The sequence below is a fragment of the Bradyrhizobium sp. 2S1 genome, assembly GCF_011516625.5.
GTDB lineage: Bacteria > Pseudomonadota > Alphaproteobacteria > Rhizobiales > Xanthobacteraceae > Bradyrhizobium > Bradyrhizobium septentrionale.
The window spans coordinates 3,020,137-3,042,915 of the sequence record NZ_CP147717.1; the positions used below are offsets into that span (position 1 = coordinate 3,020,137).

A 22,779-nucleotide genomic window follows, 5' to 3' on the forward strand; every position below is an offset into this window, starting at 1 on the left:
GCACGGACGGCAAAATTAACGTCGCCGTGAAGCCGGCCAGTTATCGATGCGAGGCGAGCGTTCTGTAGCACCTTGAGGGGACCGATTCATGGACGATCTGTTGCGCGAGTTCCTGACGGAGAGCAGCGAGAGCCTGGATACGGTCGACAACCAGCTGGTGCAGTTCGAGCAGGACCCGAACAACGCGAAGATCCTGGATAACATTTTCCGCCTTGTGCACACGATCAAGGGCACCTGCGGCTTCCTCGGGCTGCCGCGGCTCGAGGCGCTGGCGCATGCCGGCGAGACCTTGATGGGCAAATTCCGCGACGGCATGCCGGTGAAGGCGGATCGACCGCATCAAGGAGATCCTTGGCGGGCTTGAGGCCACCGAGGCCGAGCCGGAAGGCAACGACCGCGATCTGATCGATCAACTGGAAGCGATGGTCGAGCGCGGCATGGCCGCAATGGCTGCAGGTGAGAATGTTGCTGACGACGCCATGCCGGTCGTCGAAGCGCCGTCCGTGCAGGCTGACATGACCCAAGCGATGACTGAGGGCACGCTGGTGGTGCAGACGCTGGAGCGTCCGCTGCGTCCGGGCGAGGTCTCGCTCGACGAGCTCGAGCGCGCCTTCCGCGAGACCGCGACCGAAGTGGCCGCACCCGCACCCGTCGCCAAGCCCGTCATCACCGCTCCTGCAGCGCCTGCCGCCGAAGCATCCGAGCCTGCGAAGAAGCCGACCCGCAAGGCCGCCGGTGAGGATGTCCAGGAAGGCGACAAGATCGCCAACCAGTCGATCCGGGTCAATGTCGACACCCTCGAACACCTCATGACCATGGTCTCCGAGCTGGTGCTGACCCGCAACCAGCTCCTCGAGATTAGCAGGCGCAACGAGGACACCGAGTTCAAGGTGCCGCTGCAGCGGCTCTCCAACGTCACCGCCGAGCTGCAGGAGGGCGTCATGAAGACGCGCATGCAGCCGATCGGCAATGCCTGGCAAAAACTGCCGCGCATCGTCCGCGACCTCTCCGGCGAACTCGGCAAGCAGATTGAGCTGGAGATGCACGGCGCCGACACCGAGCTCGACCGCCAGGTGCTCGACCTGATCAAGGATCCCCTGACGCACATGGTGCGCAACTCCGCCGACCATGGGCTGGAGACCACCGCCGAGCGGGTCGCGGCCGGCAAGCCGGAGCAGGGCACCATCCGCCTCAGCGCCTATCACGAGGGCGGCACATCATCATCTGCATCGCCGACAATGGAAGGGGGCTCAACACCGAGCGGATCAAGGCCAAGGCGCTCCAGAATGGTCTCGTCACCGAGGCTGAGCTGGAGAAGATGACCGAAGCCCAGATCCACAAGTTCATCTTCGCGCCGGGCTTCTCGACCGCAGCGCAGGTGACCTCGGTGTCCGGCCGCGGCGTCGGCATGGACGTGGTTCGCACCAATATCGACCAGATCGGCGGCACCATCGACATCAAGAGCGTGGCCGGCGAGGGCGCTTCTGTCACCATCAAGATCCCGCTGACCTTGGCGATCGTCTCCGCCCTGATCGTCGAAGCCGGCGGCGACCGTTTTGCGATCCCGCAGCTCTCGGTGGTCGAGCTGGTGCGGGCCCGCGCCAACTCCGAGCACCGCATCGAGCGGATCAAGGACACCGCGGTCTTGCGGCTGCGCAACAAGCTGCTGCCGCTGATCCATCTCAAGAAGCTGCTGAAGATCGACGACGGCGCGACCACCACCGACGCCGAGAACGGCTTCATCGTGGTGACGCAAGTCGGCAGCCAGACCTTTGGCATCGTGGTCGACGGCGTGTTCCACACCGAGGAGATCGTGGTCAAGCCGATGTCGACCAAGCTGCGTCACATCGACATGTTCTCCGGCAACACCATCCTGGGGGATGGCGCGGTGATCATGATCATCGATCCCAACGGCATCGCCAAGGCGCTCGGCGCCTCCGGCTCCTCGGCCCATGACATGGCCGAAGACAATGCCGCGGCGCACGCCTCGAGCGGCGAGCAGCTGACCTCGCTGCTGGTGTTCCGCGCCGGCTCGAGCCAGCCCAAGGCGGTGCCGCTCGGCCTCGTCACCCGGCTGGAAGAGATCGCAACCGACAAGATCGAGCTCAGTAACGGCCGCTACATGGTGCAGTACCGTGAGCAGCTGATGCCGCTGGTGCAGATGGCCGGCGTCGAGGTGCAGACGCAAGGCGCGCAGCCGATCCTGGTGTTCGCCGACGACGGCCGCTCGATGGGGCTCGTGGTCGACGAGATCATCGACATCGTCGAGGAGCGGCTCAACATCGAGGTCGCAGGCAGCCAGGACGGCATCCTCGGCTCGGCCGTGATCAAGGGCCAGGCCACCGAGGTGATCGACGTCGGCCACTTCCTGCCGATGGCGTTTGCCGACTGGTTCTCGCGCAAGGAGATGCGGCCGTCGGCGTCAGCGCAGTCGGTGCTGCTGGTCGATGATAGCGCGTTCTTTCGCAACATGCTGGCGCCGGTCTTGAAAGCCGCCGGCTACAAGGTGCGGACCGCGCCGAACGCCCAGGAAGGGCTCGCCGCGCTGCGCTCGGGGCAGGCCTTCGACGTGGTGCTGACCGACATCGAGATGCCCGAGATGAACGGCTTCGAGTTCGCCGAGAACATCCGCTCTGACCACAATCTGATCGGGCTGCCGATCATCGCGCTATCGGCGATGGTGTCGCCGGCTGCCATCGAGCGCGGCCGGCAGGCCGGCTTCCACGACTATGTCGCCAAGTTTGACCGTCCCGGACTGATCGCGGCGCTGAAAGAGCAGACCGCCGAACTCCGGAAAGCGGCCTGATGGGACCGAGGGAAACAGCATCGATGACCAGCAAGACCGAGACCAGTGAAGGCGCGATGGCCGAATACGTCACCGCTGTGATCGGCGGGCAGCTGTTTGGCTTACCGATCTCGCGGGTGCAGGACGTGTTCATGCCGGAGCGGCTGACGCGGGTTCCGCTGTCGTCGACCGAGATCGCCGGCGTGCTCAATTTGCGCGGCCGCATCGTCACCGTGGTCGACATGCGCGCCCGGCTCGGGCTGCCGAAGGCCGCTGACGGCCAGCCGCCGATGGCGGTCGGGGTCGACCAGCGCGGCGAATCCTATGGCCTCCTGATCGACCAGATCGGCGAAGTGCTGCGGCTGCCCGACGACAGCCGCCAGGACAACCCGGTCAACCTCGATCCCCGCATGGCCAAGCTCGCCGGCGGCGTCTACCGCCTCGACGGCCAGCTCATGGTCGTCCTCGATATCGATCGCGTGCTCGAACTGGTGCCCAAGACAGCTGCTGCAGCGTAACGCTCCGTCGCGTAGACGGCGGATTCTACAAGGAGGCCAACACATGAAGACATGTCTCGTCGTCGACGATTCCGGTGTGGTGCGAAAGATCGCGCGCCGCATCCTCGAAGGAATGCAGTTCACCGTCATCGAGGCCGAGGACGGCGCGGTGGCGCTCGAAGCCTGCAAGCGGGCGCTGCCCGACGCGGTGCTGCTCGACTGGAATATGCCGGTCATGGACGGCTTCGAATTCCTCGTGCAGCTCCGCCGCATGCCCGGCGGCGATCAGCCCAAGGTCGTGTTCTGCACCACCGAAAACGGCATCGACCACATCTCGCGGGCCCTGCATGCCGGCGCCAACGAGTACATCATGAAGCCGTTCGACAAGGACATCGTGATCGCGAAATTCCAAGAAGTGGGCCTGCTGGCGCTCGATGCGTCGGCCGAAGCCTGACACCCAGTTTCACCCTTTTGTCCTTGCGAGGCTCCCGTGACGCCCCCCGACTACGAGTATCTGCGTAAGCTCCTGAAGGACCATTCCGGTCTCGATCTGTCTGCGGACAAGCAGTATCTGATCGAGAGCCGCCTGCTGCCGCTGGCGCGCAAGAGCGGCCTGTCCGGCATCCCCGACCTGGTGGCGAAGATCAGGGCCGGCTCGTCCGCGCACACCGTCCAGGTGGTCGAGGCCATGACCACCAACGAGACCTTCTTCTTCCGCGACAAGGTGCCGTTCGAGCATTTCCGCGACACCATCATGCCGGAGGTGCTGAAGGCGCGTGCCGCGCGCCGCAGCGTCCGGATCTGGTGCGCCGCCGGCTCGACCGGGCAGGAGCCCTATTCGCTGGCGATGAGCCTGAAGGAAATGGGCGCGGCGCTTGCGGGATGGCGGGTCGAGATCATCGCGACCGATCTGTCGCAGGAGGTGCTGGAGAAGGCGAAGGCCGGCATCTACAGCCAGTTCGAAGTGCAGCGCGGGCTGCCGATCCAGATGCTGGTCAAATACTTCAAGCAGTCGGGTGAACTCTGGCAGATCAATCCCGAGTTGCGCTCGATGGTGCAGCACCGCCAGCTCAACCTGCTGCACGATTTCTCCGCGCTCGGCGCTTTCGATGTGGTGTTCTGCCGCAACGTGCTGATCTATTTCGATCAGGACACCAAGATCAACATCTTCAACCGCCTCGCCCGCTCGATGGAGACCGACGGCTTCCTGGTGCTGGGCGCCGCCGAGACCGTGGTCGGTCTGACCGATACGTTCAAGCCTATTCCCGACCGCCGTGGCCTGTACCGGCCGAGCGGGGTGCGGCCAGCGCTCGCCATGCCGAGGGCCGCCATGGCGGTCGGATATTGAGCGATGACCGAAGATGGCAAATCCGTTGAGCGGGTCACGTTCAGCCGGGGCGTCGATGTCTGCATCATGGCCATCGACGGCACCTGGCGGCGCGACTGCCAGCTCAACGCCATCTCGGACAATGATGCGTCGCTGACGGTCGAGGGTTCCATTCAGGGGCTCAACCTGAAGGAGTTCTTCCTGCTATTGTCCTCGACCGGGCTTGCCTATCGCCGTTGCGAGCTGGTCCGCGTCAACGGCACCGAAATGGACATCAGCTTCCTCAAGGGCAAGCCGAGCAAGCGCCGGGCGGCCGCCGACGAAGAGCGGGCCAGGGCCTGACCCGACTTGACCTGATCTGACTTGGCCTGACCCGGCCGGGCGGGCACGGCCTGCCGTCAATCCGAATGCGTGGAACGGATGGTCGCCCCAAGGGTTGGGGCGTGTCGGGCGTCGTCGGACGATCTGCGTGATGGCGCCCAAACCCGGGGCTGCCGGCCCAGTGGGTCAATTCAGGAGGCGCGCCGGTGCCTCAGAATCGCGCATCCGATCGAGTGCCGCGCCGAGGCCGGCGTCGCAGGCTCTCAGCGCCGTGGACGCGGCCTCGTAGCGTGGGGTGACGTCGTCAAGCACGGCGATGTTGGCGGCGGCGTCCTGCTCGGCCAGCAATGCCTCGCGCGCAATCGCCGCTTCGATCAGCCGCAGGCTCGCCCGGACGTGGCCGATCAGCGCGACGAGGTCCGTCACGATCAGGTTGTAGGGATCATTGCCCTCGTCCCAACGCCCTGCAACGCCGTCCGCCGCTGCATTTACCATCCATGTTTTCTCCACCGTCCCCGCTTTTAGGGAACGCGGTGCTACTTGTGCGTTAAGCGGACGTCCCGTACAAATACGGGTCCATTGATCGAGATGGTCGAGTTACTTCTTGTGCGGTCAGGTCAGCACGCTTCACCACTGATGGACGATGCAAATGGTTGAGAATGGCGCTCCTCGCGGAGAAATTTTCGTGGTCGACGACGAGCCCGCCGTCCGCGAGACGCTTTCCGTGGTCCTGTCGACCGCTGGTTACAAGGTGATCTGCTTTGCGGATGGTGCGGCGCTGCTCTCGGTGGCGCGCAGCAGGACGCCGGCCTGCATCCTGCTCGACGTGCATATTCCAGGCAAATCCGGCCTCGATATCCTGCGCGAGCTTCACGGCGAGGATTATCCGGCGCCGATCTTCATGATCTCCGGTCAGGGCGACATCCAGATGGCGGTCAGCGCCATCAAGAACGGCGCGCTCGATTTCATCGAGAAGCCGTTCCGCGGCAACGAGATCGTCAGCCGCCTCAATGAAGCGATCGACGCCTACACGCGGCGCCAGGCCGAGACCTCGGCATCGCGCATCGCCGCGCTGCACTTCCCGGGGCGCGAGCCGTTGACCCGCCGCGAGCGCGAGGTGCTCGAGCAATTCACCGCGGGAGCCTCCAACAAGGAGGCCGGGCGTCATCTCGGCATCAGCCCGCGCACGATCGAGGATCACCGCGCCAACATCATGAAGAAGCTCGGCGCGCGCAACGCCGCCGATCTCGTCCGCATCGTGATGACGGCGCAGCGCCAGAGCTAGTAAAGGCTGGTTTCCGCGCTGATTTCCACATTGCGGAGTTTGTGCGGCGCACGCCCGGCACACCGGCGGCGAACGGCACGTCTGCACCGCGCGCAGGACGACAGGTCCGGAAATCGAGTATATGCGTTGCGCAGGGCATGCGCTGAGATGACGCGCGTGCAGGCAATGTCGAGACACGCAGTATCGAAGCACGCAATATCGAGCACATGGCGCATCGAAGATGATGAAGAAGAACAAGACCCCCGATCAATTGCGCAGCGCGCGCTGGTTTGCGCCCGACGATCTCAGAGCCTTCGGCCATCGCTCGCGCGCGATGCAGATGGGCTACGCGCCGGAGGAGTGGCGCGACCGGCCGGTGATCGCGATCATCAACACCTGGTCGGACGCACAGCCCTGCCACATGCACTTCAAGAGCCGGGTCGACGACGTCAAGCGCGGCGTGCTGATGGCCGGCGGCTTTCCGCTCGAGCTGCCGGCATTGTCGCTGTCGGAATCGCTGCTGAAGCCGACCACGATGCTCTACCGCAACATGCTGGCGATGGATGCCGAGGAGCTGTTGCGCGGCCATCCGGTCGACGGCGTCGTGCTGATGGGCGGCTGCGACAAGACCACGCCGGGGCTGCTGCTCAGTGCCACCAGCATGAATTTGCCGGCGATCTATCTGCCGGCGGGGCCGATGCTGCGCGGCAACTGGAAGGGCAGGACGCTGGGCTCCGGCTCGGACGCCTGGAAATACTGGGACGAGCGGCGTGCGGGGAAGATCTCCGACAAGGACTGGGTCGACATGGAGGCCGGCATCGCCCGCAGCTATGGCACCTGCATGACCATGGGCACGGCCTCGACGATGACCGCGATCGCGGAAGCGATCGGCATGACCTTGCCCGGCGCCTCGTCGATCCCCGCGGCCGACGCCAACCACATCCGCATGAGCTCGGAGGCCGGCCGCCGCATCGTCGAGATGGTGTGGGAGGATCTCACGCCGCAGAAGATCCAGACCCGAAGAGCGTTCGAGAACGCGATCACGGTCGCGATGGCGATGGGCTGCTCGACCAACGCGATCATCCATCTGATCGCGCAGGCGCGCCGCGCCGGCCAGGACATTTCACTTGATGATTTCGAGATCGCGAGCCGCAAGGTGCCTGTGATCGCCAATGTGCGGCCGAGCGGCGACCTCTATCTGATGGAGGATTTCTTCTATGCCGGCGGGCTGCCCGGCCTGATGAACCGGATCAAGCCGCATCTGCATCTCGATTGCATGACCGTGTCAGGCAAGACGCTGGGCGAGAATATCGAGGGCGCCGAAGTCCATAACGACGACGTCATCCGCACCGTCGAAAATCCGATCTACAAGGAGGGCGCGCTTGCGGTGTTGAAAGGCAATCTCGCGCCTGATGGCTGCGTGATCAAGCCGAGCGCCTGCGATCCGCGCTTCCTCAAGCACACCGGGCCGGCGCTGGTGTTCGACGACTATCCGTCGATGAAGAAGGCGGTCGACGACCCCGATCTCGACGTCACGGCCGATCACGTGCTGATCCTGCGCAATGCCGGGCCGCAGGGCGGGCCGGGCATGCCGGAATGGGGCATGCTGCCGATCCCGACCAAGCTCGTGAAGCAGGGCGTGCGCGACATGGTGCGGCTGTCGGACGCGCGGATGAGCGGCACCAGCTACGGCGCCTGCATCCTGCACGTCTCGCCGGAATCCTATATCGGCGGCCCGCTGGCGCTGGTGAGGAACGGCGACCGCATCACGCTCGACGTCGCCGCGCGCACCATCAATCTCGATGTGCCGGAGGCGGAGCTGGCCAAGCGCCGCGCCGAATGGAAGCAGCCCGAAAAGCGCTTCGAGCGCGGCTATGGCTGGAGGTTCTCGAAACACATCAAGCAGGCCAATGAGGGCTGCGACTTCGATTTCCTGGAGACCGGTTTTGGCAAGCCGGTGGGAGAGCCTTCGATTTATTGACCGTCGTTCCGGGGCGATGCGCAGCATCGAACCCGGAACCTCGAGATTCCCCGGGGCGCAATTGCGCCCCTGAGGTTCGATGCTGACGCATCGCCCCGGAATGACGACCGATAAGAAAGCAATGCACCATGTCAAAACTCAGCGACGCCACCCGCAACAAACTGAAATCCGTTTCCACCGCAACCGTCGCGACCGCACTGTTCAAACGCGGCTTCCGCATCCAGATGATCCAGGATGTTCACCCCCTAAGCCCCGATCAGCCGACCATGGTCGGCGAAGCCTTCACGCTGCGCTACATGCCGGCGCGCGAGGACCTCAACACGATCGAGGTATTCCGCGATCGCGCCCATCCACAGCGCAAGGCGATCGAGGAATGTCCCGCAGGCAGCGTGCTGGTGATGGACAGCCGCAAGGACGCGCGCGCCGCGTCTGCCGGCGCCATCCTGGTGACGCGGTTGATGAAGCGCGGCTGCGCCGGCGTCGTTACCGATGGCGGCTTCCGCGATTCTATCGAGATCGCGCGGCTCGGCTTCCCGGCCTTCCATCACCGCCCGAGCGCGCCGACCAATCTGACGCTGCATCAGGCGATCGAGATCAACGTTCCGATCGGCTGTGGCGACGCGCCGGTGTTTCCCGGCGACGTGATCCTCGGCGACAGCGACGGCGTCATCGTGATCCCGGCGCATCTCGCCGACGAGATCGCCAATGAGACCTTCGAGATGACCGCGTTCGAGGATTTCGTCACCGAGCAGGTTCAGAACGGCCGCGGCATCTTCGGCCTCTATCCCGCGACCGACGAGCAGACGCTGAAGGATTTTGCGGCGTGGCGGACGGCCAAGGGGCGGTGACGCCTCACTCTCCGCCGTCGTCCTTGATAAGCGACCGCCACGCATTCCGCCGTCGTCCCGGCCTAGTGCGCAATTGCGCGCGGGAGCCGGGACCCATAACCACAGGGAGGAGTTTGACGAAGGCTGGCAGTTGCGTTGCACGCCTTGGTACAGCTACTTCCGCGATGGATAGATCACGCGGTATGGGTCCCGGCCTTCGCCGGGACGACGGCGCGGTGAGATCAGCGCAAGATAAATGGCATCTCGTAGCCCGGATGGAGCGAAGCGCAATCCGGGGCTCTTGCAGGTGGAGGGACTGCCCGGATTTCGCTGCGCTTCATCCGGGCTACGAAAGCTCCACCTCCGCCCTCTCCGCCATCCCGACTGCCCACAGCGCGAACACGTAGACGATCGCGACTTCGTCGAGTCGGTTGAAGCGGCCGGAGGCGCCGCCGTGGCCGGCGCCCATGTTGGTGCGCAACAGTACCGGGCCGCCGCCGCGCATGGTGGCGCGCAGCCGCGCGATCCATTTCGCCGGCTCCCAATAGGTGACGCGTGGGTCGGTCAGCCCACCCATTGCGAGGATCGCCGGATAGTCCTTCGCCGCGACATTGTCGTAGGGCGAATAGGACAGGATGGTGCGAAAATCCTTCTCGCTTTCGATCGGGTTGCCCCATTCCGGCCATTCCGGCGGCGTCAGCGGCAAGGTGTCGTCGAGCATGGTGTTGAGCACGTCGACGAATGGCACTTCGGCGACGATGCCGGCGAACAGCTCGTCGGCGCGGTTGGCGACCGCGCCCATCAGCATGCCGCCCGCCGAGCCGCTATGGCCGACGATGCGTTTTGCACCCGTGTACTTGGCGTCGATCAGCGCTCGGCCGGCAGCGGCGAAATCGTCAAAGGTGTTGGTCTTCTTCTCGCGCTTGCCGTCGAGATACCAGCCCCAGCCCTTGTCGGCGCCGCCGCGGATATGCGCGATCGCATAGACGAAGCCGCGGTCGACCAGCGACAGCCGGTTCGCCGCAAACGACGCCGGCATCGCCATGCCGTAGGAGCCGTAACCATAGAGCAGCAGCGGCGCGTTGCCGTCGCGGGCAAAGTCCTTGCGATGCAGGATCGAGACCGGCACCTGCGCGCCGTCATGCGACGTCGCCATGATGCGCGTGGTGACGTAATCGGCCGGGTTGTGGCCGGACGGAATCTCCTGGCGCTTGCGCAACACCCGCGTCCGCGTCGCCATGTCGTAGTCATAGACTTCCGACGGCGTCGTCATCGACGAATAGGCAAAACGCAGATTGGTGGTCTCGAACTCGTAGCCGCCCATGGTGTCGAGCGAATAGGCGGCCTCGTCGAAGGCGATCGCGTGCTCCTCGCCCGTCTTGAGGTCGCGGATGATGATCGCCGGCAGCGCGTTGGCGCGCTCCAGCCGCACCATGTGGCCGGCATAGAGCTCGACGTCGAGCAGATAGACGCCTTCGCGATACGGGATCAAATCGCGCCAGTTGGTCCGCTCGGGCGCAGCCAGCGGCGCGGTGACGACCTTGAAGTCGATGGCGTCGTCGGCATTGGTCAGGATGAAGAGTTCGTCGCCGCGGTCGGCGATCGAATATTGCACGCCTTCCTCGCGCGCCGCGACCGGCCGCGGCGGCGCGTCCGGATTGGCGAGATCAATCAGCCGCTGCTCGGAGGTCTCGTGGTCGCCGCCGGCAATCACGCAGAAACGGCCGCTGGCGCTCTCGTGCAGATGGGTGAACCAGCCGGGATCCTGCTCTTCATAGATCAGGATGTCGTCGGCCTGTTTGCTGCCGAGCTTGTGCCGCCACACCTGCATCGGGCGGTGATTGTCGTCGAGCTTGACGTAGAAGAAGCTCTTCGAATCCGCGGCCCAGACCACGCCGCCATCGGTCTCCTCGACGAGATCCTCGAGATCGCCGCCATCGGCCCAGTCGCGCACCCGAATGGAAAAGTATTCCGAGCCCTTGGTGTCGGCGCTCCAGGCGTGCAGCCGGTGATCGTTGGAATGCCGGCTACCGCCGAACTTGAAATATTTGTGGTCCTTGGCCAGCGCATCGCCATCGAGCACGACATGCGCATCGCCGCCGTCGCGCGGCGTGCGGCAGAACAGCTCGTGCTGGCCGCCCTCGCGGAACTTGCGGAAATAGGCGAACGGGCCGTCCGGCGACGGCACGCTGGAATCGTCCTCCTTGATCCGCCCGCGCATCTCCTTGACGAGCTGTTTCTGCAAGCCGTCGGTGTGGCCGAGCAGGCTCTCGGTGTAGCCGTTTTCGGCTTCGAGATAGGTCCGGATATCGGGATCGAGGATCGAGGGATCGCGCAGCACCTCCTGCCAGTTCGGATCCTTGATCCAGGCATAGTCGTCCGTCACCGTGATGCCATGAGTGGTGAACGAATGCGGCCGGCGCGGCGCGACAGGGGGCGAATTCTTGGTGGTGGATTTGGTCACACGATCCTCATATGCGGGGTTCCGCCTTATATCGGGATGAATGTGGCGATTGTCAGATCGACTGGTCCGTGAGGTGCACCGTGCTCACATGTCCGTGCCCCGGACGCAGTGCAGCGCGCAGCGATGCACTGCTGAGCCGGGGCCCATGGTTGCCGGGTCCCGGCTCTGCGCAGCAGCGTTGTCACGCTGCAGCGCGTCCGGGACATGAGATCGAACTACCCGTTCCGCAGCTTCGCGCCCGCATTACCGCCGGACATCGGGATCTGGTTCACCGCCAGCACCACGGCAAATGTAATCACCAGCATCGCGATGCCGAGCACCGCGATCGCGGCGAGGTCGCCGCCTTCGTTGAGATCGTAGATCAGGACCGACAGCACTTTGGTCTGTGAGGTGAACAGCACGATCGCGGCCGACAGTTCCCGCATCACGCCGATGAAGATGAAGCACCAGGTCGCGATCACGCCGGTGCGCAGTAGAGGGGCGGTGATCTGGCGCAGCGCCTGCAACCGCGTCGCGCCGAGGATGCGGCTGGCCTCCTCGAGCTCGGGATGGATGGTCGCGAAGGCCGCCTGCAATTGCTGATAGGCCGAGGGCAGGTTGATGGTGAGGAACGCCAGCAGCAGGATCCACAGCGTGCCGTAGAGCACGAAGGGCGGCCGCGTGTAGCTCAGGAACAGGCCGACGCCGAGCACGATGCCGGGAACGGCGACCGGCGCAGTGGCAAGGAAGCCGAGCAAGCGATGCCCCGCGATCACCTTCCGAGTCGTCACATAGGCGATGACCAGCGCCAGGATGGTGCCGATCGTCGCGGTCGCGGCGCCCAGGATCACGGTGTTCTTCAGCGCCAGTTGCGTCGACGACAGCTCGGTGAACACGAAGACGATGTTGTGCAGCGTTGCCGTCGACGGCGTCACCAGCGTGGTCGCATTCGGCGAGAACGCGGCGTTGAGCAGCGCGAAGTAGGGCAGGAACACCGGGTTGAGCAGCACCAGCAGGCAGAAACCCAGCGCGGCCCAGCGCCATCCTTTCAGCTCCACCCGGCGCGGCGCGCCATATTTGCCGCCGATCACTGAATAGCCGCGCCTGCCGAGCAGCGCCTTCTGGCCCTGCAGCAGCAGGATGGTCAGCACCAGCAGCGGCACGGCGGCGGCGGCCGCCAGTTCGAGCTTCGGCGGATACTGGAACAGGCTCCAGATCTTGGTCGTCATGGTGTGGAAACCGGCCGGCAGCGCAAGGATCGCCGGCGAGCCGAACAGCGTCATCGCCTGCAGGAAGGCGATCAGGGCGCCCGCGACCAGCGCGGGCATGGCGAGCGGGATCGTCACCCGACGCGCCGTGGTCCAGGCATTGCCGCCAATGATCGCGGAGGCGTCCTCGAGCTCGCCAGGCATGGTGTCGAGCGCATTCGCCACCAGCACGAACACGAACGGGAAAGTGTAGCAGGAGATCACGAAGATGATCCCGGTCATCGAATAGATGTTGAACAGCGCGTCCGCATCCTCGCCCGCGAACAGCCGGTAGAGCTGGTTCAACAGCCCCGAATTCGGCGCGGCCAGCAATTCCCAGGCCACCGCGCCGAGGAACGGCGGCGTCACGAACGACGCCGTCACCAGCGCGCGGATGGTCTGCCGGCCCGGCATGTCGGTGCGCGATACCAGCCAGCTGAGCGGCGCCGCGACGATGCAGCAGATCACCGCCGACGTGGTCGCGATGATCGCCGTTGTCAGCAGCGGATCGAGGAAATCGGGATTGCTGAACAGCGTGACGAAGTTCTGCAGCGTCGGATGGCGATTCTTGTCGGTGAAGGCAAACACCGCAAGCCACGACAGCGGCAGCAGGATCAGCAGGATGAGCACGGCCGCGAACAGCCAGAGCACCGGACGTGTCCAGTCGATGCGGGGGCGGGGGGCTGGGGAGGTGGTGATTGTTGTCATGTTGACCCGCGGTGAACTGTCTCAGCTCCCTCGCCCCGCTCTTGCGGGGAGAGCGTTGGGGTGAGTAGCTGATTCAGCGAGCACGGCGCGTGGAGGGCCCCCTCACCCGTCGCGCATCTTGCGATGCGCGTTGGCCTCTCCCCGCAAGCGGGGCGAGGCCAGGGAGCGCGCGCCGCAGCTTTCATCGGTTACACCCGAAACAACCGCGCATAGCGCGTCTTGATCTCTTCGGTCATCGCTTCCACCCCCGCCGGATCCTCCTTCATCAGCTTGATGTCGGCGAGCCTGTGCCGGCCGGCCCTCGGCTGCACCTGGGCGTGCACCGAATATTGGCCGGTGAAGTCGACGAAGAATTGCTGGGTCTCGCGGGTGTGCAGCCAGGCCTGGAACAGCTTTGCGGCGTTCGGATGCGGCGCGCCGGCGAAGATGGCCGTCGGTCCCGAGATTGTCGGCGTGCCCTCGGTCGGATAGACCGGCTCGACCGGCTGTCCGGCCTCCTTCAACAGCACGATGCCGTATTCATTGCCGTCGGCCATCACGGCGCGTTCGCCGAGCGAGAGCTTTTTCGGCGGATCGGTCGAGGACTGCACCTGCATCACGCGCTGTTTGGCAAGCTTCTCGAGGTAAGGCCAGCCGAGCTCGCGCACGATCTGGAACGTCGTGGTCATGATGGTGCCGCTATAGGCCGGATGGCCCTTCACCATCTTGCCGGCCCATTTCGGGTCGAGCAGGTCGGCAAAGCTTTTCGGCGCGTCCTCCGCCTTCACCAGATTGGTGTTGTAGGCGATCGACGACAGCCACAGCCGCGTCGTCACGGCCATCCCGCCCGGGTCGCGATAATTGCCGGGAAAATACTTCGCGACGTCCTCGGGCACGAATGGCATCAGCCAGCCGCTCTTCTTCCAGGGAATGAAATGCGAGGCGTCGGCGCTGTTGACGACGTCGGCGGCGTGGATGTTGGCGTCGAATTCCTGCGCCACGCGCTGGAACAGCCGCTCCGAGCCGGAGCGCTCGATCTGCACCGTGATGCCGGGATACGCGGCCTCGAACGCCTTGCCGAGCTTCTCGCCGACCGGCAGGTCCATCGACGAATAGAAGACGAGCGTGCCTTCCTTCTTCGCGGCGGCGACGAGGTCGGGCGTGATCGCGCTCGGCTCGGGTGCTACAGCGCGCGCGGGCGACGCGAACATAGTGCCGGCCGCAAGCGCCGCAGAGCCTTTCAGGACATCGCGTCTGGAAATTGGTTTCCGCATCGCGTGCTTCCGTTTCTTGTTGGTCAGCGGCTGAGTGCCCGGCAGCGTTCCGCCGGCAAGGTCAGCCAGACCTCGCTGACTTTCTCGACCGCAGTTTCCGTCGGCGTGGTCACCCGCAATGAGGTGCCGTCGGAGGTTTCCACCATGTAGTCGCGATTCATGCCGAGATAGACCTGCCGCGTCACGATGGCCTTGAGCGTGTTCTGCGCTGTGGCGGGTGCCTGTGTCGAGAGCTGGATCTCGTGCTGGCGGATCGCGACCGGCGCACTGTGGCCGGCTGTGAGTTTCGCGCCGACCACCTCGAGCGTCGCGCCAGCGAATTCCACGTGGTTCGGATCGCGCGCGGTGCCCTTGATGATGTTGGCGGCGCCGATGAAGCGCGCGACGAATTCGGATTCCGGCCGCGCATAGATGTCCTCGGGCGCGCCGAGCTGGTCGATCTTGCCGGCGTTCATCACCGCGATCAGATCGGCCGTCGTCATCGCCTCGGACTGATCGTGGGTGACGTAGACCGTGGTGTAGCGATATTCATCGTGCAGCCGGCGGATTTCGAACCGCATCTCCTCGCGCAGATTGGCGTCGAGGTTGGACAGCGGCTCGTCGAGCAGCAGCGTCTCGGGGCCGACGATCAGCGCCCGCGCCAGCGCGACGCGCTGCTGCTGGCCGCCGGACAGCTCGCCCGGATAGCGCTGCGCCAGCGGCTCCAGCTTGGTCGTCGCCAGGATCGCGCCGAGCTTCTTGGCGATGGTGTCGCGATCCATTTTGCGCAAGCGCAGGCCGTAGACGATGTTCTCGGCCACCGTCATGTGCGGCCACAGCGCGTAGCTCTGGAAGATCATCGACATGTTGCGCTGCTCGGGCGGCAGCGTGCGGGCTTTCGACGACACCACGCGGTCGCCGACGCGGATCTCGCCGTCGGATGGTTCGAGGAAGCCGGCAATCAGCCGCAGCGTCGTGGTCTTGCCGCAGCCGGACGGCCCAAGCAGGCAGACCAGCTGGCCGTGGTCGATCGTCAGCGAGACATCATCAACCGCGATGAACGATCCAAACCGCTTGACCAGGCCGCGCAATTCCACCGATGCCAAGCGATCCCCTCCATTTTGTTGTCTCGCAGGGATCCGTGCCCGGCTGTTGCCGGCAGTAAAGCTGAAAATGATGACGACGGAAAGTGCCGCTGCTCGCTCAGTAATGCGTCGCGCGCAATCCCTTCCCCGTCATCCTGAGGAGCGCGCTCTTGCGCGCGCCTCGAAGGATGCACGGCCCGGATATTTCCGCGCGCTCCGATTCACCCGCGGCCACAGCGGGGCCGTCGATCCTTCGAGGCTCGCAAGAGCTCGCACCTCAGGATGACGGGGAGGGATCATCGGCCACGGATCTAGCTCGCGGTGCGCCACCGCGACGACGCGCCAATCGGCTGACGGTTTTCCAATCCGATTTGATGAGTGCCTCTTTCTTCGCCCGGCCCCAGCCCTTGATCTGCCGTTCCGCAGCGATACCGTCAGTGACGCGATCGAAATACTCCGACCAGACGAGGACGACGGGTCGGCGATTGTAGGTGTAGCCGGGGAAGGTACCTGCATTGTGCTGTTCGATGCGCGGCCGGAGATCGTCGCCGGTAGCGCTGCCGACATAGTACGAGTTGTCTGCGCAGCGAAGCATGTAGATGTAGATGCCCATGTCACCAGACCCGTGCGCGTAGCGCACGGCCCGATCATGAAGCAAACTTAGTCACGGTCAACGGGCAAGTGCTAGTGCATCATCCCCCAAACACTCGGTCCCGTCATCCTGAGGTGCGAGCGGAGCGAGCCTCGAAGGATGCACGGCCCCGATATCTCACCGGTCTGGTGCACCGTCGGAGACTGCGCGGCCGTCGATCCTTCGAGACGGCCGCGTCGCGGCCTCCTCAGGATAACGGGTGAAGCATGTGCGTCCGCAACGTCTGACTTGCGGGAAAGCTTACGCCTTCACGTTCTCGCCGAGCCACTGGATCGCGGCGTCGGCACCGGCCTTGCCGTGTGGAATATTCAGCGCGGTGAGCGCGACCTCGACGACGCCGAGCGTGCCGAGGATCATCGGCGCGTTGACGTGACCCATATGCGCGATACGGAGCGCCTGGCCCTGCAAATCGCCGATGCCGGTGCCGAGCACCACGCCGCATTTCTCCTTGGCGTAGCGCTGGATCGCGGCGGGATCGGCGCCCTTCACGGTCACGGTTGTCACCGTGTTGGAGCGCTCGGCGGCTTCAGTGATGTTGAAGCCGAGCACCTGGCCCTCAGCCCAAGTGGCAACCGCGCGGCGCACGGCTTCGCCGAGCAGCCGGTGCCGTTCGAAGGCATTCTCCAGGCCTTCGGCATGCAGCATGTTGATCGCCTCGCGCAACGCGAACAACAGATGCACCGGCGCGGTGCCAGCATATTTGCGGTAGTGCTCGCTGCCTTCGCGCTCGGTCCAGTCCCAATAGGGTGTGCGCAGGTCGGCCTTCTTGTGTGCGTCCCAGGCGCGGTCATTGGCGGCGACGAAGCCGAGGCCGGGCGGCGTCATCAGGCCCTTCTGCGAGCCGGACATCGCGACGTCGACATACCATTTGTCCATCTCGAACGGCATGCAGCCGAGCGAGGCGACAGTGTCGACCATGAACAGCGCGGGATGGCCGGCGGCCTTGATCGCCCTGCCGATCGCCTCGATGTCGTTGTAGGCGCCCGACGCGGTGTCGACCTGCACGGCGAGGATCGCCTTGATCTTGTGCTCCTTGTCGCGGCGCAGCCGCTCTTCGACCTCCGCGGGGCGGATCGCGCGGCGCCAGTCGCCCTTCAGCACCTCGACATCGGCGCCCATCGCGGCCGCCGCCTGGCCCCAGCCGATCGCAAAGCGCCCGCTCTCCAGCACCAGCACCTTGTCGCCGCGCGACAGCACGTTGGAGAGCGTCGCCTCCCAGGCGCCGTGGCCATTGGCGATGTAGATGTAGGATTTGCCCGTGGTGGCGAACAGCTTCGAGAGATCGCGCAGCAGGCTTTCGGTCAGTTCGACCATCTCGGCGGAGTAGATATCGAGCGCCGGGCGATGCATCGCCTGCAGCACCTGATCGGGCATCGTGGTGGGCCCGGGGATGGCCAGAAATTCCCGGCCCGCGCGAACGGTCATCGTCCTGTTCCTTATGGGTAAAGCAACGTCCTGTTCCTTATGGGTAAAGCAACGCAAATCATGCGTGTGAGGGGTCAAGTGCCGAGGATATTCCATCGTGGCTCCGATTGCGAGCCACACGAAGCAATCCAGCGTTTCCAAAAGCGCGGGACACAGCCCTCATTTGCCGATTGATTCGACCACCGCGCGCCAGACCTGGTCCTTGAATTCGGTCGCGGCGGGGCTTGGGATCTGCTCGACCGTGCCGTGGTTCTTGCGGCAGGCCTCGACCAACCGCAGCACCCAGATTTCGCCGTCGGTGTAATAGAGGTCGCCGCAGCCGGTGCGGCCGGCGAGGGTCGGGCCGATCCCGGTCACCTGATATTTCGCGGTGACCATGCCGGCGGACTCGAGATCGGTGGCGAGCAGCGCACGTTCGGCGTCGAGATCGGCCGCGATATGATGGGTCACCGCGCCGGTGTAGTGGCTGACGCCGACGCCGCGGTCGAGCGTCGCAGCGCCAAGCCACACCGGGCGCTTCTCCTCGCCCTGATCGAGCACCTTCCAGAAGCGGACATGGTTGCGGCGGTCCGCGCTCGTTCCAACCGGTTTCTCGAAGGCAAGGTCTTCGCGGCGATCGAGATAGAACAGGTTGCTCACCGGCGCATCCTTGTAGGGACGATCGAGCAGCACGGAGCCTACGATTTCGATCGAGGATTTCAGCGTGACCGGATCGGCCGGATACCAGCCGGCTTCGTGCATCGCGCAGACCACGTCCCTGGTGTCGCCGATCAGCCCGACATTCATCGGATCGCCGGGAATGCCCTGCGCGGTGCGCGTCACCATCGGCAGGTTGGCAAGGCCCTTCTGGTGTTCGTAATGGGTCCACAGTGCGGGCAGCAGCAGATAGGCCGCGATCAGGTAGATGAAGAGGGCGAACAGAAACAGCTGCAGATAGCGCAGGCGTTTGCGCCGGCGCACCACGGGCGGATTGATCTCGACGTTGGTCACAGCGGCCTCCTTACCTCTCCCGCTTGCGGGGGAGGTCGGATTGCATCGAAGATGCAATCCGGGTGGGGGCTATTTCCGCAATATGACTCGTGGAGAGAGCCCCCACCCCGACCCTCCCCCGCAAGCGGGAGAGGGGGTGCACTGACGATGCGGAACGATTCAATCTCACCTCTGCCTAACGCCGCGTCTCGCGGCAGCCGGCGGCCTCGGCTTCCTCGACCGAGCAGAACCAGCGCGTGCCCTTGCTGATCTTCATCTCGATCTTGGCGTACCAGCGGCTGGTCGGCTGATGAAAGATGCATTCGCCGGAGCGGTTGACGTTGCCCTTGATGGTGCAGTCGGGCGAGGGCGCGACGGGGCCCGAGGCCGAGGCGAGCAGGATCGAGCTGGCGCCATCCGGCGGCTTCACCGCGCCGAGCACATTTGTCTTCTTGTTGCGCACGCGCCAGTCCCACGGCGCGATGAACGCGCCTTGCCACATCCCGGCCCTGGCCTCGCGCGCCGCCTTTTCGTCCGGCTCGTAATCATGCGAGACGCGGGTGTAGGCCAGCGCCCAGCCATTGCTGACCAGCCATTTCTGGATGTCCTCGCCGTCGACCTCGCAGCGCGCGATGGTGCGGCCGCGGCGATCGACCGAGCGGGGATGGCAGGTCCAGCTCTTGTTGCCGGCATGCTTGATCAGCTCGTCGCGCGCGGCGACGCCGCAGGTCCAGCGTTCGCCCTTGGTGTTGAGGCAGAGCTGGTCGGTCGATGGCGCGTCGACACCGCCGAGCCGGATGCGGGCGCTGCCGATCTGGATCTGGTCGCCATCGCGGATCTTCGGCACGCCGGTGATGTCGGCGGCGACAGCCAAGGTCGGCAGCGCGAGCAGCAGGCCAGCAGTGAGCAGCGTCTTGAACATCGGCATTCCCGGCCAGATTCTTGTCGTTCAAAGGGCTTGAGCGTCTCGACGTCAGTGCCCAAGGATTGTGCGGGCAATTGGGCAACCGTGCCAGTGCTGGAGTGTTTCCGCCAGTTTCAACTTCGCGTCATCCGCTTCTTCGCCAGCGCGAGGCCCATCAGCACGAAGGCCGACGTCACCTCGGGCCCGCCGACCAGGATGCGGGACGGGGTCTTCATCTTATTCCATTCATAGGCCTTGTAGGGCCCCTTGCGGCCGCCCTCGCCGAGGCCCTGCACGATGCAGTGCAGCGCCGGCGTGAAGGTCGAGACCGCGGCGCCAAGATGCGCCAGCGCCATCAGCGCCAGTGCGGCGTCGAACGGGTTCATCTCGTGGGCGATCAGCTCGTTCGTGACGTAGCCGAGCACCCGGGCGCGGATCAGCGCGAACACGTTGCCCGGATCGATGACGCGCTGCGCTGCCAGCGGCAGCGCGACGAAGGCGGCGTAGCAGCGGCCGAAATAGGCCGAATAGAGCTCCGGCAGATAATAGATATGCGAGCGCGGATTCTTGAACGCGCCGCTTTCGACCAGAGTCCTCTGGAAGGCGATGATGCGATGCACCGTCTCCAGCCGCTGCGGCGTCTCGATGATCTTCCAGCGGGTGAGGTTGCGGAACGAGACCTCGAGAATGTCAAGGTTCAGCGTCGGATCGAGGTCGTTGCCGTAGGGCCGCTCGCCCGCGAGATTGTCGATCCAGGTGACGACGCCGCCTTCATAATCGATGTTGTCGTTGAGCGGCACCGTGACGCGCGGCTCGTTGGCGCCCGCGCGCACCTGGTAGCCGCGGTAGAAGTCGAGCAGCGGCTGCGCGAAGATCGGATCGTCGGAGCCGGCCTGTGTCGCGGCAGAGAACGAGCAGGCGGTGGTGTCGCAGTCGGGCACATAGATGCCGAAGCCGAGGTCCTGCTTGATCTGGGCGAAGAACCGCGAGAAGCGCGGATGCCGGCCCGGCGCCAGCGCGGTGACGACTTTCACGATGGAGCCGTCATACGACGGCACCTCCTCGGCGCTGGTCTTCAGGCAGAACTCGACCATGTCGGAGATCGCGCGCCGCGCCGCGCTTGTCTCATCCGGCGATGCCAGCCCGGTCTCGACAAAGCCGAGCAGTGCCTCGATGAAGAACGCGTCGTAATAGGCCGAGCGGTGGCGGATCTGCACCGGTTCCCACATCGGCTCGGCGATGCCGCGCCAGGCCGGATTGATCAGCACCCGCGCCGGCGAATGGGCGATGAAGATACGTGCCAGGCTGAACAGCAGGGTCGAGTTCTTGTAGCCGCGCGCGTTGAGCCCGGTCAGCGCCATCAGCATCTCGCGGCCGCCGACGTCGGGGTCGCCGATCAGATTGAAGGCGGCATAGGTCGGGATGAAGCCGTTTTTGCCGAACGCGCGCAGCAGATGCGCGCCGGTCAGGCGGATCACGCGGTCGATCTCTGCCATCTCGGGCATCCGCCCCGGCGCCGGCGCTGCCGGCGGGGCCGGGTGGCGGACGCCGATATCGTCCATCAGCGCGGCGACGGGCGCGCCGATCGCGGCCCAGTCCGGCGCCTCGGCGTCGCGCGCCTGCGTCAGCGCGGCGCGCAGGCCGCCGAGCCGGTCGGGGTCGTTCAGCGCGGGCAGGCCGGTGCGGCGGAGCAGCGCGCGCAGCGGCGGATTGCCGAGCGCGGTCCGGTAGAACTTCCCGAGATGGGCATCGCCGCCGCGATAGGACTGCAGCACGGGGTCGCAGACGTCGTACAGCGACGGGCCGTCCTTGGCTGCGGTCAGTGACCGGCACACGGCGCCTGCGATCTCGTGAAAGCCCATGAAACTCTTTCTGTTGGAACCGGTTAACGCTGCCATCAGGCAGTATTTCCCGCGCTCCGCCCCGGATTCCCGCAAGTCGTTGGAAAGCTATATGAATCCCTGCAAAATACAAATGTGACCGAAGTCACGTAACGGGATCTTAACGGCGTCAATGGCCTCTGCCGGGCGGCAGCATGCGGCAAACCGGGTTGCTCCGGCCGCCCGGTCGGGTTAATGGAATGTTTGTTGCAGCGCCGCAAATTGAGCTCAATCGACGGCACACAGGCTTCAACCCCATTAAACCTGAATGTCTCTGACGCGACTAACTGGCGCGATCTCGTGTGAGCGTGATCGGGATAAAGATTGGGACTAGGAACGCTATGAACCTTAGGCAGCCTCATATTTCCCGTCGCACCATCGCCTTTGCTGTGGCGGTGGCCGGCACGGTGTCGCTGGCGATCGGCGCCCATGCCGCGCTCAACAAGCGGACGATGGATTTCGCCAAAGGGACCGTCGGGGCTGTGGCCACCGACACCACCGGCAGCATCCCGGCCGGCACCTCCCGCCTCGCGCTGATCATCGGCAACGGCCATTACCCGGACGCAGCGGCCCCGCTGGCCCAGCCGATCAACGATGCCCGCACTCTGTCGTCGGCGCTGCGCCGCGAGGGTTTTGACGTCGACGTGGTCGAGGACGCGACCCGCGACGACATGTTCCGCGCGGTCGAGCGCATGAAGGCCAAGATCCGCCCCGACACCGTCGTGATGCTGTTCTTCGGCGGCTACGGCGTGCAGGTCGGCCGCGAGAGCTACATGATCCCGGTCGACGCCACGATCTGGAAGGAAGCCGACGTCAAGCGCACCGGCGTCAGCGTCGAGTCCGTGCTCGATGCGATGAAGGAGCGCGGTGCCAAAGCCAAGCTCGTGGTGCTCGATGCCTCGCGCCGCAATCCCTATGAGCGCCGTTTCCGCGCGTTCTCGCACGGCCTGGCGCCGATCTCGCCGCCGGAGAACACGCTGGTGCTGACCTCGGCGACGCCGGGCAAGGTAGCCGACGATTCCAGGGCGCCGAACAGCGTGCTGGTCTCCGAGCTGATCAACAACCTCAACGCCCAGGCCGGCGCCGAAACCGCCTTCAACAAGACCCGCGTCGCGATCTCGCGCGCGAGCGAAGGCGAGCAGGTGCCGAGCGTGTCGTCCTCGCTGCTGGAAGACATCAAGCTCGGCGGCTGAGCCCAAGTCTTCCCGCACGTCGTCCCGGCGAAAGCCGGG

At 65.1% G+C, this 22,779-nt stretch carries 18 protein-coding genes and 1 pseudogene; 9 read left to right on the forward strand and 10 right to left on the reverse strand.

The window, feature by feature from the left end:
* Window positions 1–88 precede the first annotated feature (88 nt).
* The 5 genes and pseudogenes from HAP54_RS14245 to HAP54_RS14265 all read left to right on the forward strand — a co-directional run bounded on the left by HAP54_RS14245 (window position 89) and on the right by HAP54_RS14265 (window position 4,951).
* Window positions 89–2,806: pseudogene (locus tag HAP54_RS14245) on the forward strand (hybrid sensor histidine kinase/response regulator).
* Window positions 2,807–2,829: 23 nt separating this feature from the next.
* Window positions 2,830–3,303 carry a chemotaxis protein CheW gene (locus tag HAP54_RS14250; RefSeq protein ID WP_029084259.1) on the forward strand — a complete coding sequence of 158 codons (474 nt, stop codon included), beginning with the start codon at window positions 2,830–2,832 and terminating at the stop codon, window positions 3,301–3,303.
* Window positions 3,304–3,346: 43 nt separating this feature from the next.
* Entirely contained in the window at window positions 3,347–3,736 is a 390-nt protein-coding gene (locus HAP54_RS14255) for a response regulator (protein ID WP_029084260.1), read from the forward strand.
* A 36-nt stretch (window positions 3,737–3,772) separates the two neighbouring features.
* On the forward strand, window positions 3,773–4,630 hold the full coding sequence (locus HAP54_RS14260) for a CheR family methyltransferase (RefSeq protein ID WP_166300854.1): 858 nt from the start codon (window positions 3,773–3,775) through the stop codon (window positions 4,628–4,630).
* 3 nt (window positions 4,631–4,633) lie between these two features.
* Complete coding sequence (locus HAP54_RS14265; protein ID WP_166300857.1) at window positions 4,634–4,951, forward strand: PilZ domain-containing protein; 318 nt, start codon at window positions 4,634–4,636, stop codon at window positions 4,949–4,951.
* Window positions 4,952–5,116: 165 nt separating this feature from the next.
* Here HAP54_RS14265 and HAP54_RS14270 read toward each other — a convergent pair whose 3' ends face one another.
* A complete protein-coding gene (locus tag HAP54_RS14270; protein WP_248114231.1) occupies window positions 5,117–5,440 on the reverse strand; it encodes a hypothetical protein in 324 nt (107 codons plus the stop codon).
* A gap of 139 nt (window positions 5,441–5,579) precedes the next feature.
* On the opposite strand from HAP54_RS14270, the gene HAP54_RS14275 reads away from it, so the two are divergent.
* From HAP54_RS14275 to HAP54_RS14285, 3 genes are all read left to right on the forward strand, one after another.
* On the forward strand, window positions 5,580–6,215 hold the full coding sequence (locus HAP54_RS14275) for a response regulator transcription factor (RefSeq protein ID WP_029084264.1): 636 nt from the start codon (window positions 5,580–5,582) through the stop codon (window positions 6,213–6,215).
* A 220-nt stretch (window positions 6,216–6,435) separates the two neighbouring features.
* On the forward strand, window positions 6,436–8,175 hold the full coding sequence (araD, locus tag HAP54_RS14280) for an L-arabinonate dehydratase (RefSeq protein ID WP_166300860.1): 1,740 nt from the start codon (window positions 6,436–6,438) through the stop codon (window positions 8,173–8,175).
* Between the two features lie 128 nt (window positions 8,176–8,303).
* A complete protein-coding gene (locus HAP54_RS14285) occupies window positions 8,304–9,023 on the forward strand; it encodes a ribonuclease activity regulator RraA (RefSeq protein ID WP_166300863.1) in 720 nt (239 codons plus the stop codon).
* 325 nt (window positions 9,024–9,348) lie between these two features.
* Here the strand turns inward: HAP54_RS14285 and HAP54_RS14290 are convergent, their stop codons facing one another.
* From HAP54_RS14290 to HAP54_RS14330, 9 genes are all read right to left on the reverse strand, one after another.
* Window positions 9,349–11,466, reverse strand: coding sequence for a S9 family peptidase (locus tag HAP54_RS14290; RefSeq protein WP_166300866.1), 2,118 nt, complete (start codon window positions 11,464–11,466; stop codon window positions 9,349–9,351).
* A gap of 215 nt (window positions 11,467–11,681) precedes the next feature.
* Complete coding sequence (locus HAP54_RS14295) at window positions 11,682–13,343, reverse strand: ABC transporter permease (RefSeq protein WP_224741265.1); 1,662 nt, start codon at window positions 13,341–13,343, stop codon at window positions 11,682–11,684.
* Between the two features lie 245 nt (window positions 13,344–13,588).
* Entirely contained in the window at window positions 13,589–14,653 is a 1,065-nt protein-coding gene (locus tag HAP54_RS14300; RefSeq protein ID WP_166300872.1) for a substrate-binding domain-containing protein, read from the reverse strand.
* Window positions 14,654–14,676: 23 nt separating this feature from the next.
* Complete coding sequence (locus tag HAP54_RS14305) at window positions 14,677–15,729, reverse strand: ABC transporter ATP-binding protein (RefSeq protein WP_224741932.1); 1,053 nt, start codon at window positions 15,727–15,729, stop codon at window positions 14,677–14,679.
* A gap of 265 nt (window positions 15,730–15,994) precedes the next feature.
* Window positions 15,995–16,330: a GIY-YIG nuclease family protein gene (locus HAP54_RS14310; protein ID WP_166300878.1), complete on the reverse strand. Its 336-nt coding sequence runs from the start codon at window positions 16,328–16,330 to the stop codon at window positions 15,995–15,997.
* A gap of 279 nt (window positions 16,331–16,609) precedes the next feature.
* Window positions 16,610–17,794, reverse strand: coding sequence for a pyridoxal-phosphate-dependent aminotransferase family protein (locus tag HAP54_RS14315; RefSeq protein WP_166300881.1), 1,185 nt, complete (start codon window positions 17,792–17,794; stop codon window positions 16,610–16,612).
* Between the two features lie 159 nt (window positions 17,795–17,953).
* The gene (locus HAP54_RS14320; protein ID WP_166300884.1) at window positions 17,954–18,784 is read right to left on the reverse strand and encodes an LssY C-terminal domain-containing protein; all 831 of its coding nucleotides are present in this window, start codon (window positions 18,782–18,784) and stop codon (window positions 17,954–17,956) included.
* Between the two features lie 175 nt (window positions 18,785–18,959).
* On the reverse strand, window positions 18,960–19,685 hold the full coding sequence (locus HAP54_RS14325; RefSeq protein WP_175619777.1) for a thermonuclease family protein: 726 nt from the start codon (window positions 19,683–19,685) through the stop codon (window positions 18,960–18,962).
* Between the two features lie 116 nt (window positions 19,686–19,801).
* Complete coding sequence (locus HAP54_RS14330; RefSeq protein WP_166300890.1) at window positions 19,802–21,529, reverse strand: hypothetical protein; 1,728 nt, start codon at window positions 21,527–21,529, stop codon at window positions 19,802–19,804.
* A 359-nt stretch (window positions 21,530–21,888) separates the two neighbouring features.
* Between HAP54_RS14330 and HAP54_RS14335 the strand changes: the two genes are divergently transcribed.
* Complete coding sequence (locus HAP54_RS14335; protein ID WP_166300893.1) at window positions 21,889–22,740, forward strand: caspase family protein; 852 nt, start codon at window positions 21,889–21,891, stop codon at window positions 22,738–22,740.
* The last annotated feature ends 39 nt before the right edge of the window (window positions 22,741–22,779 follow it).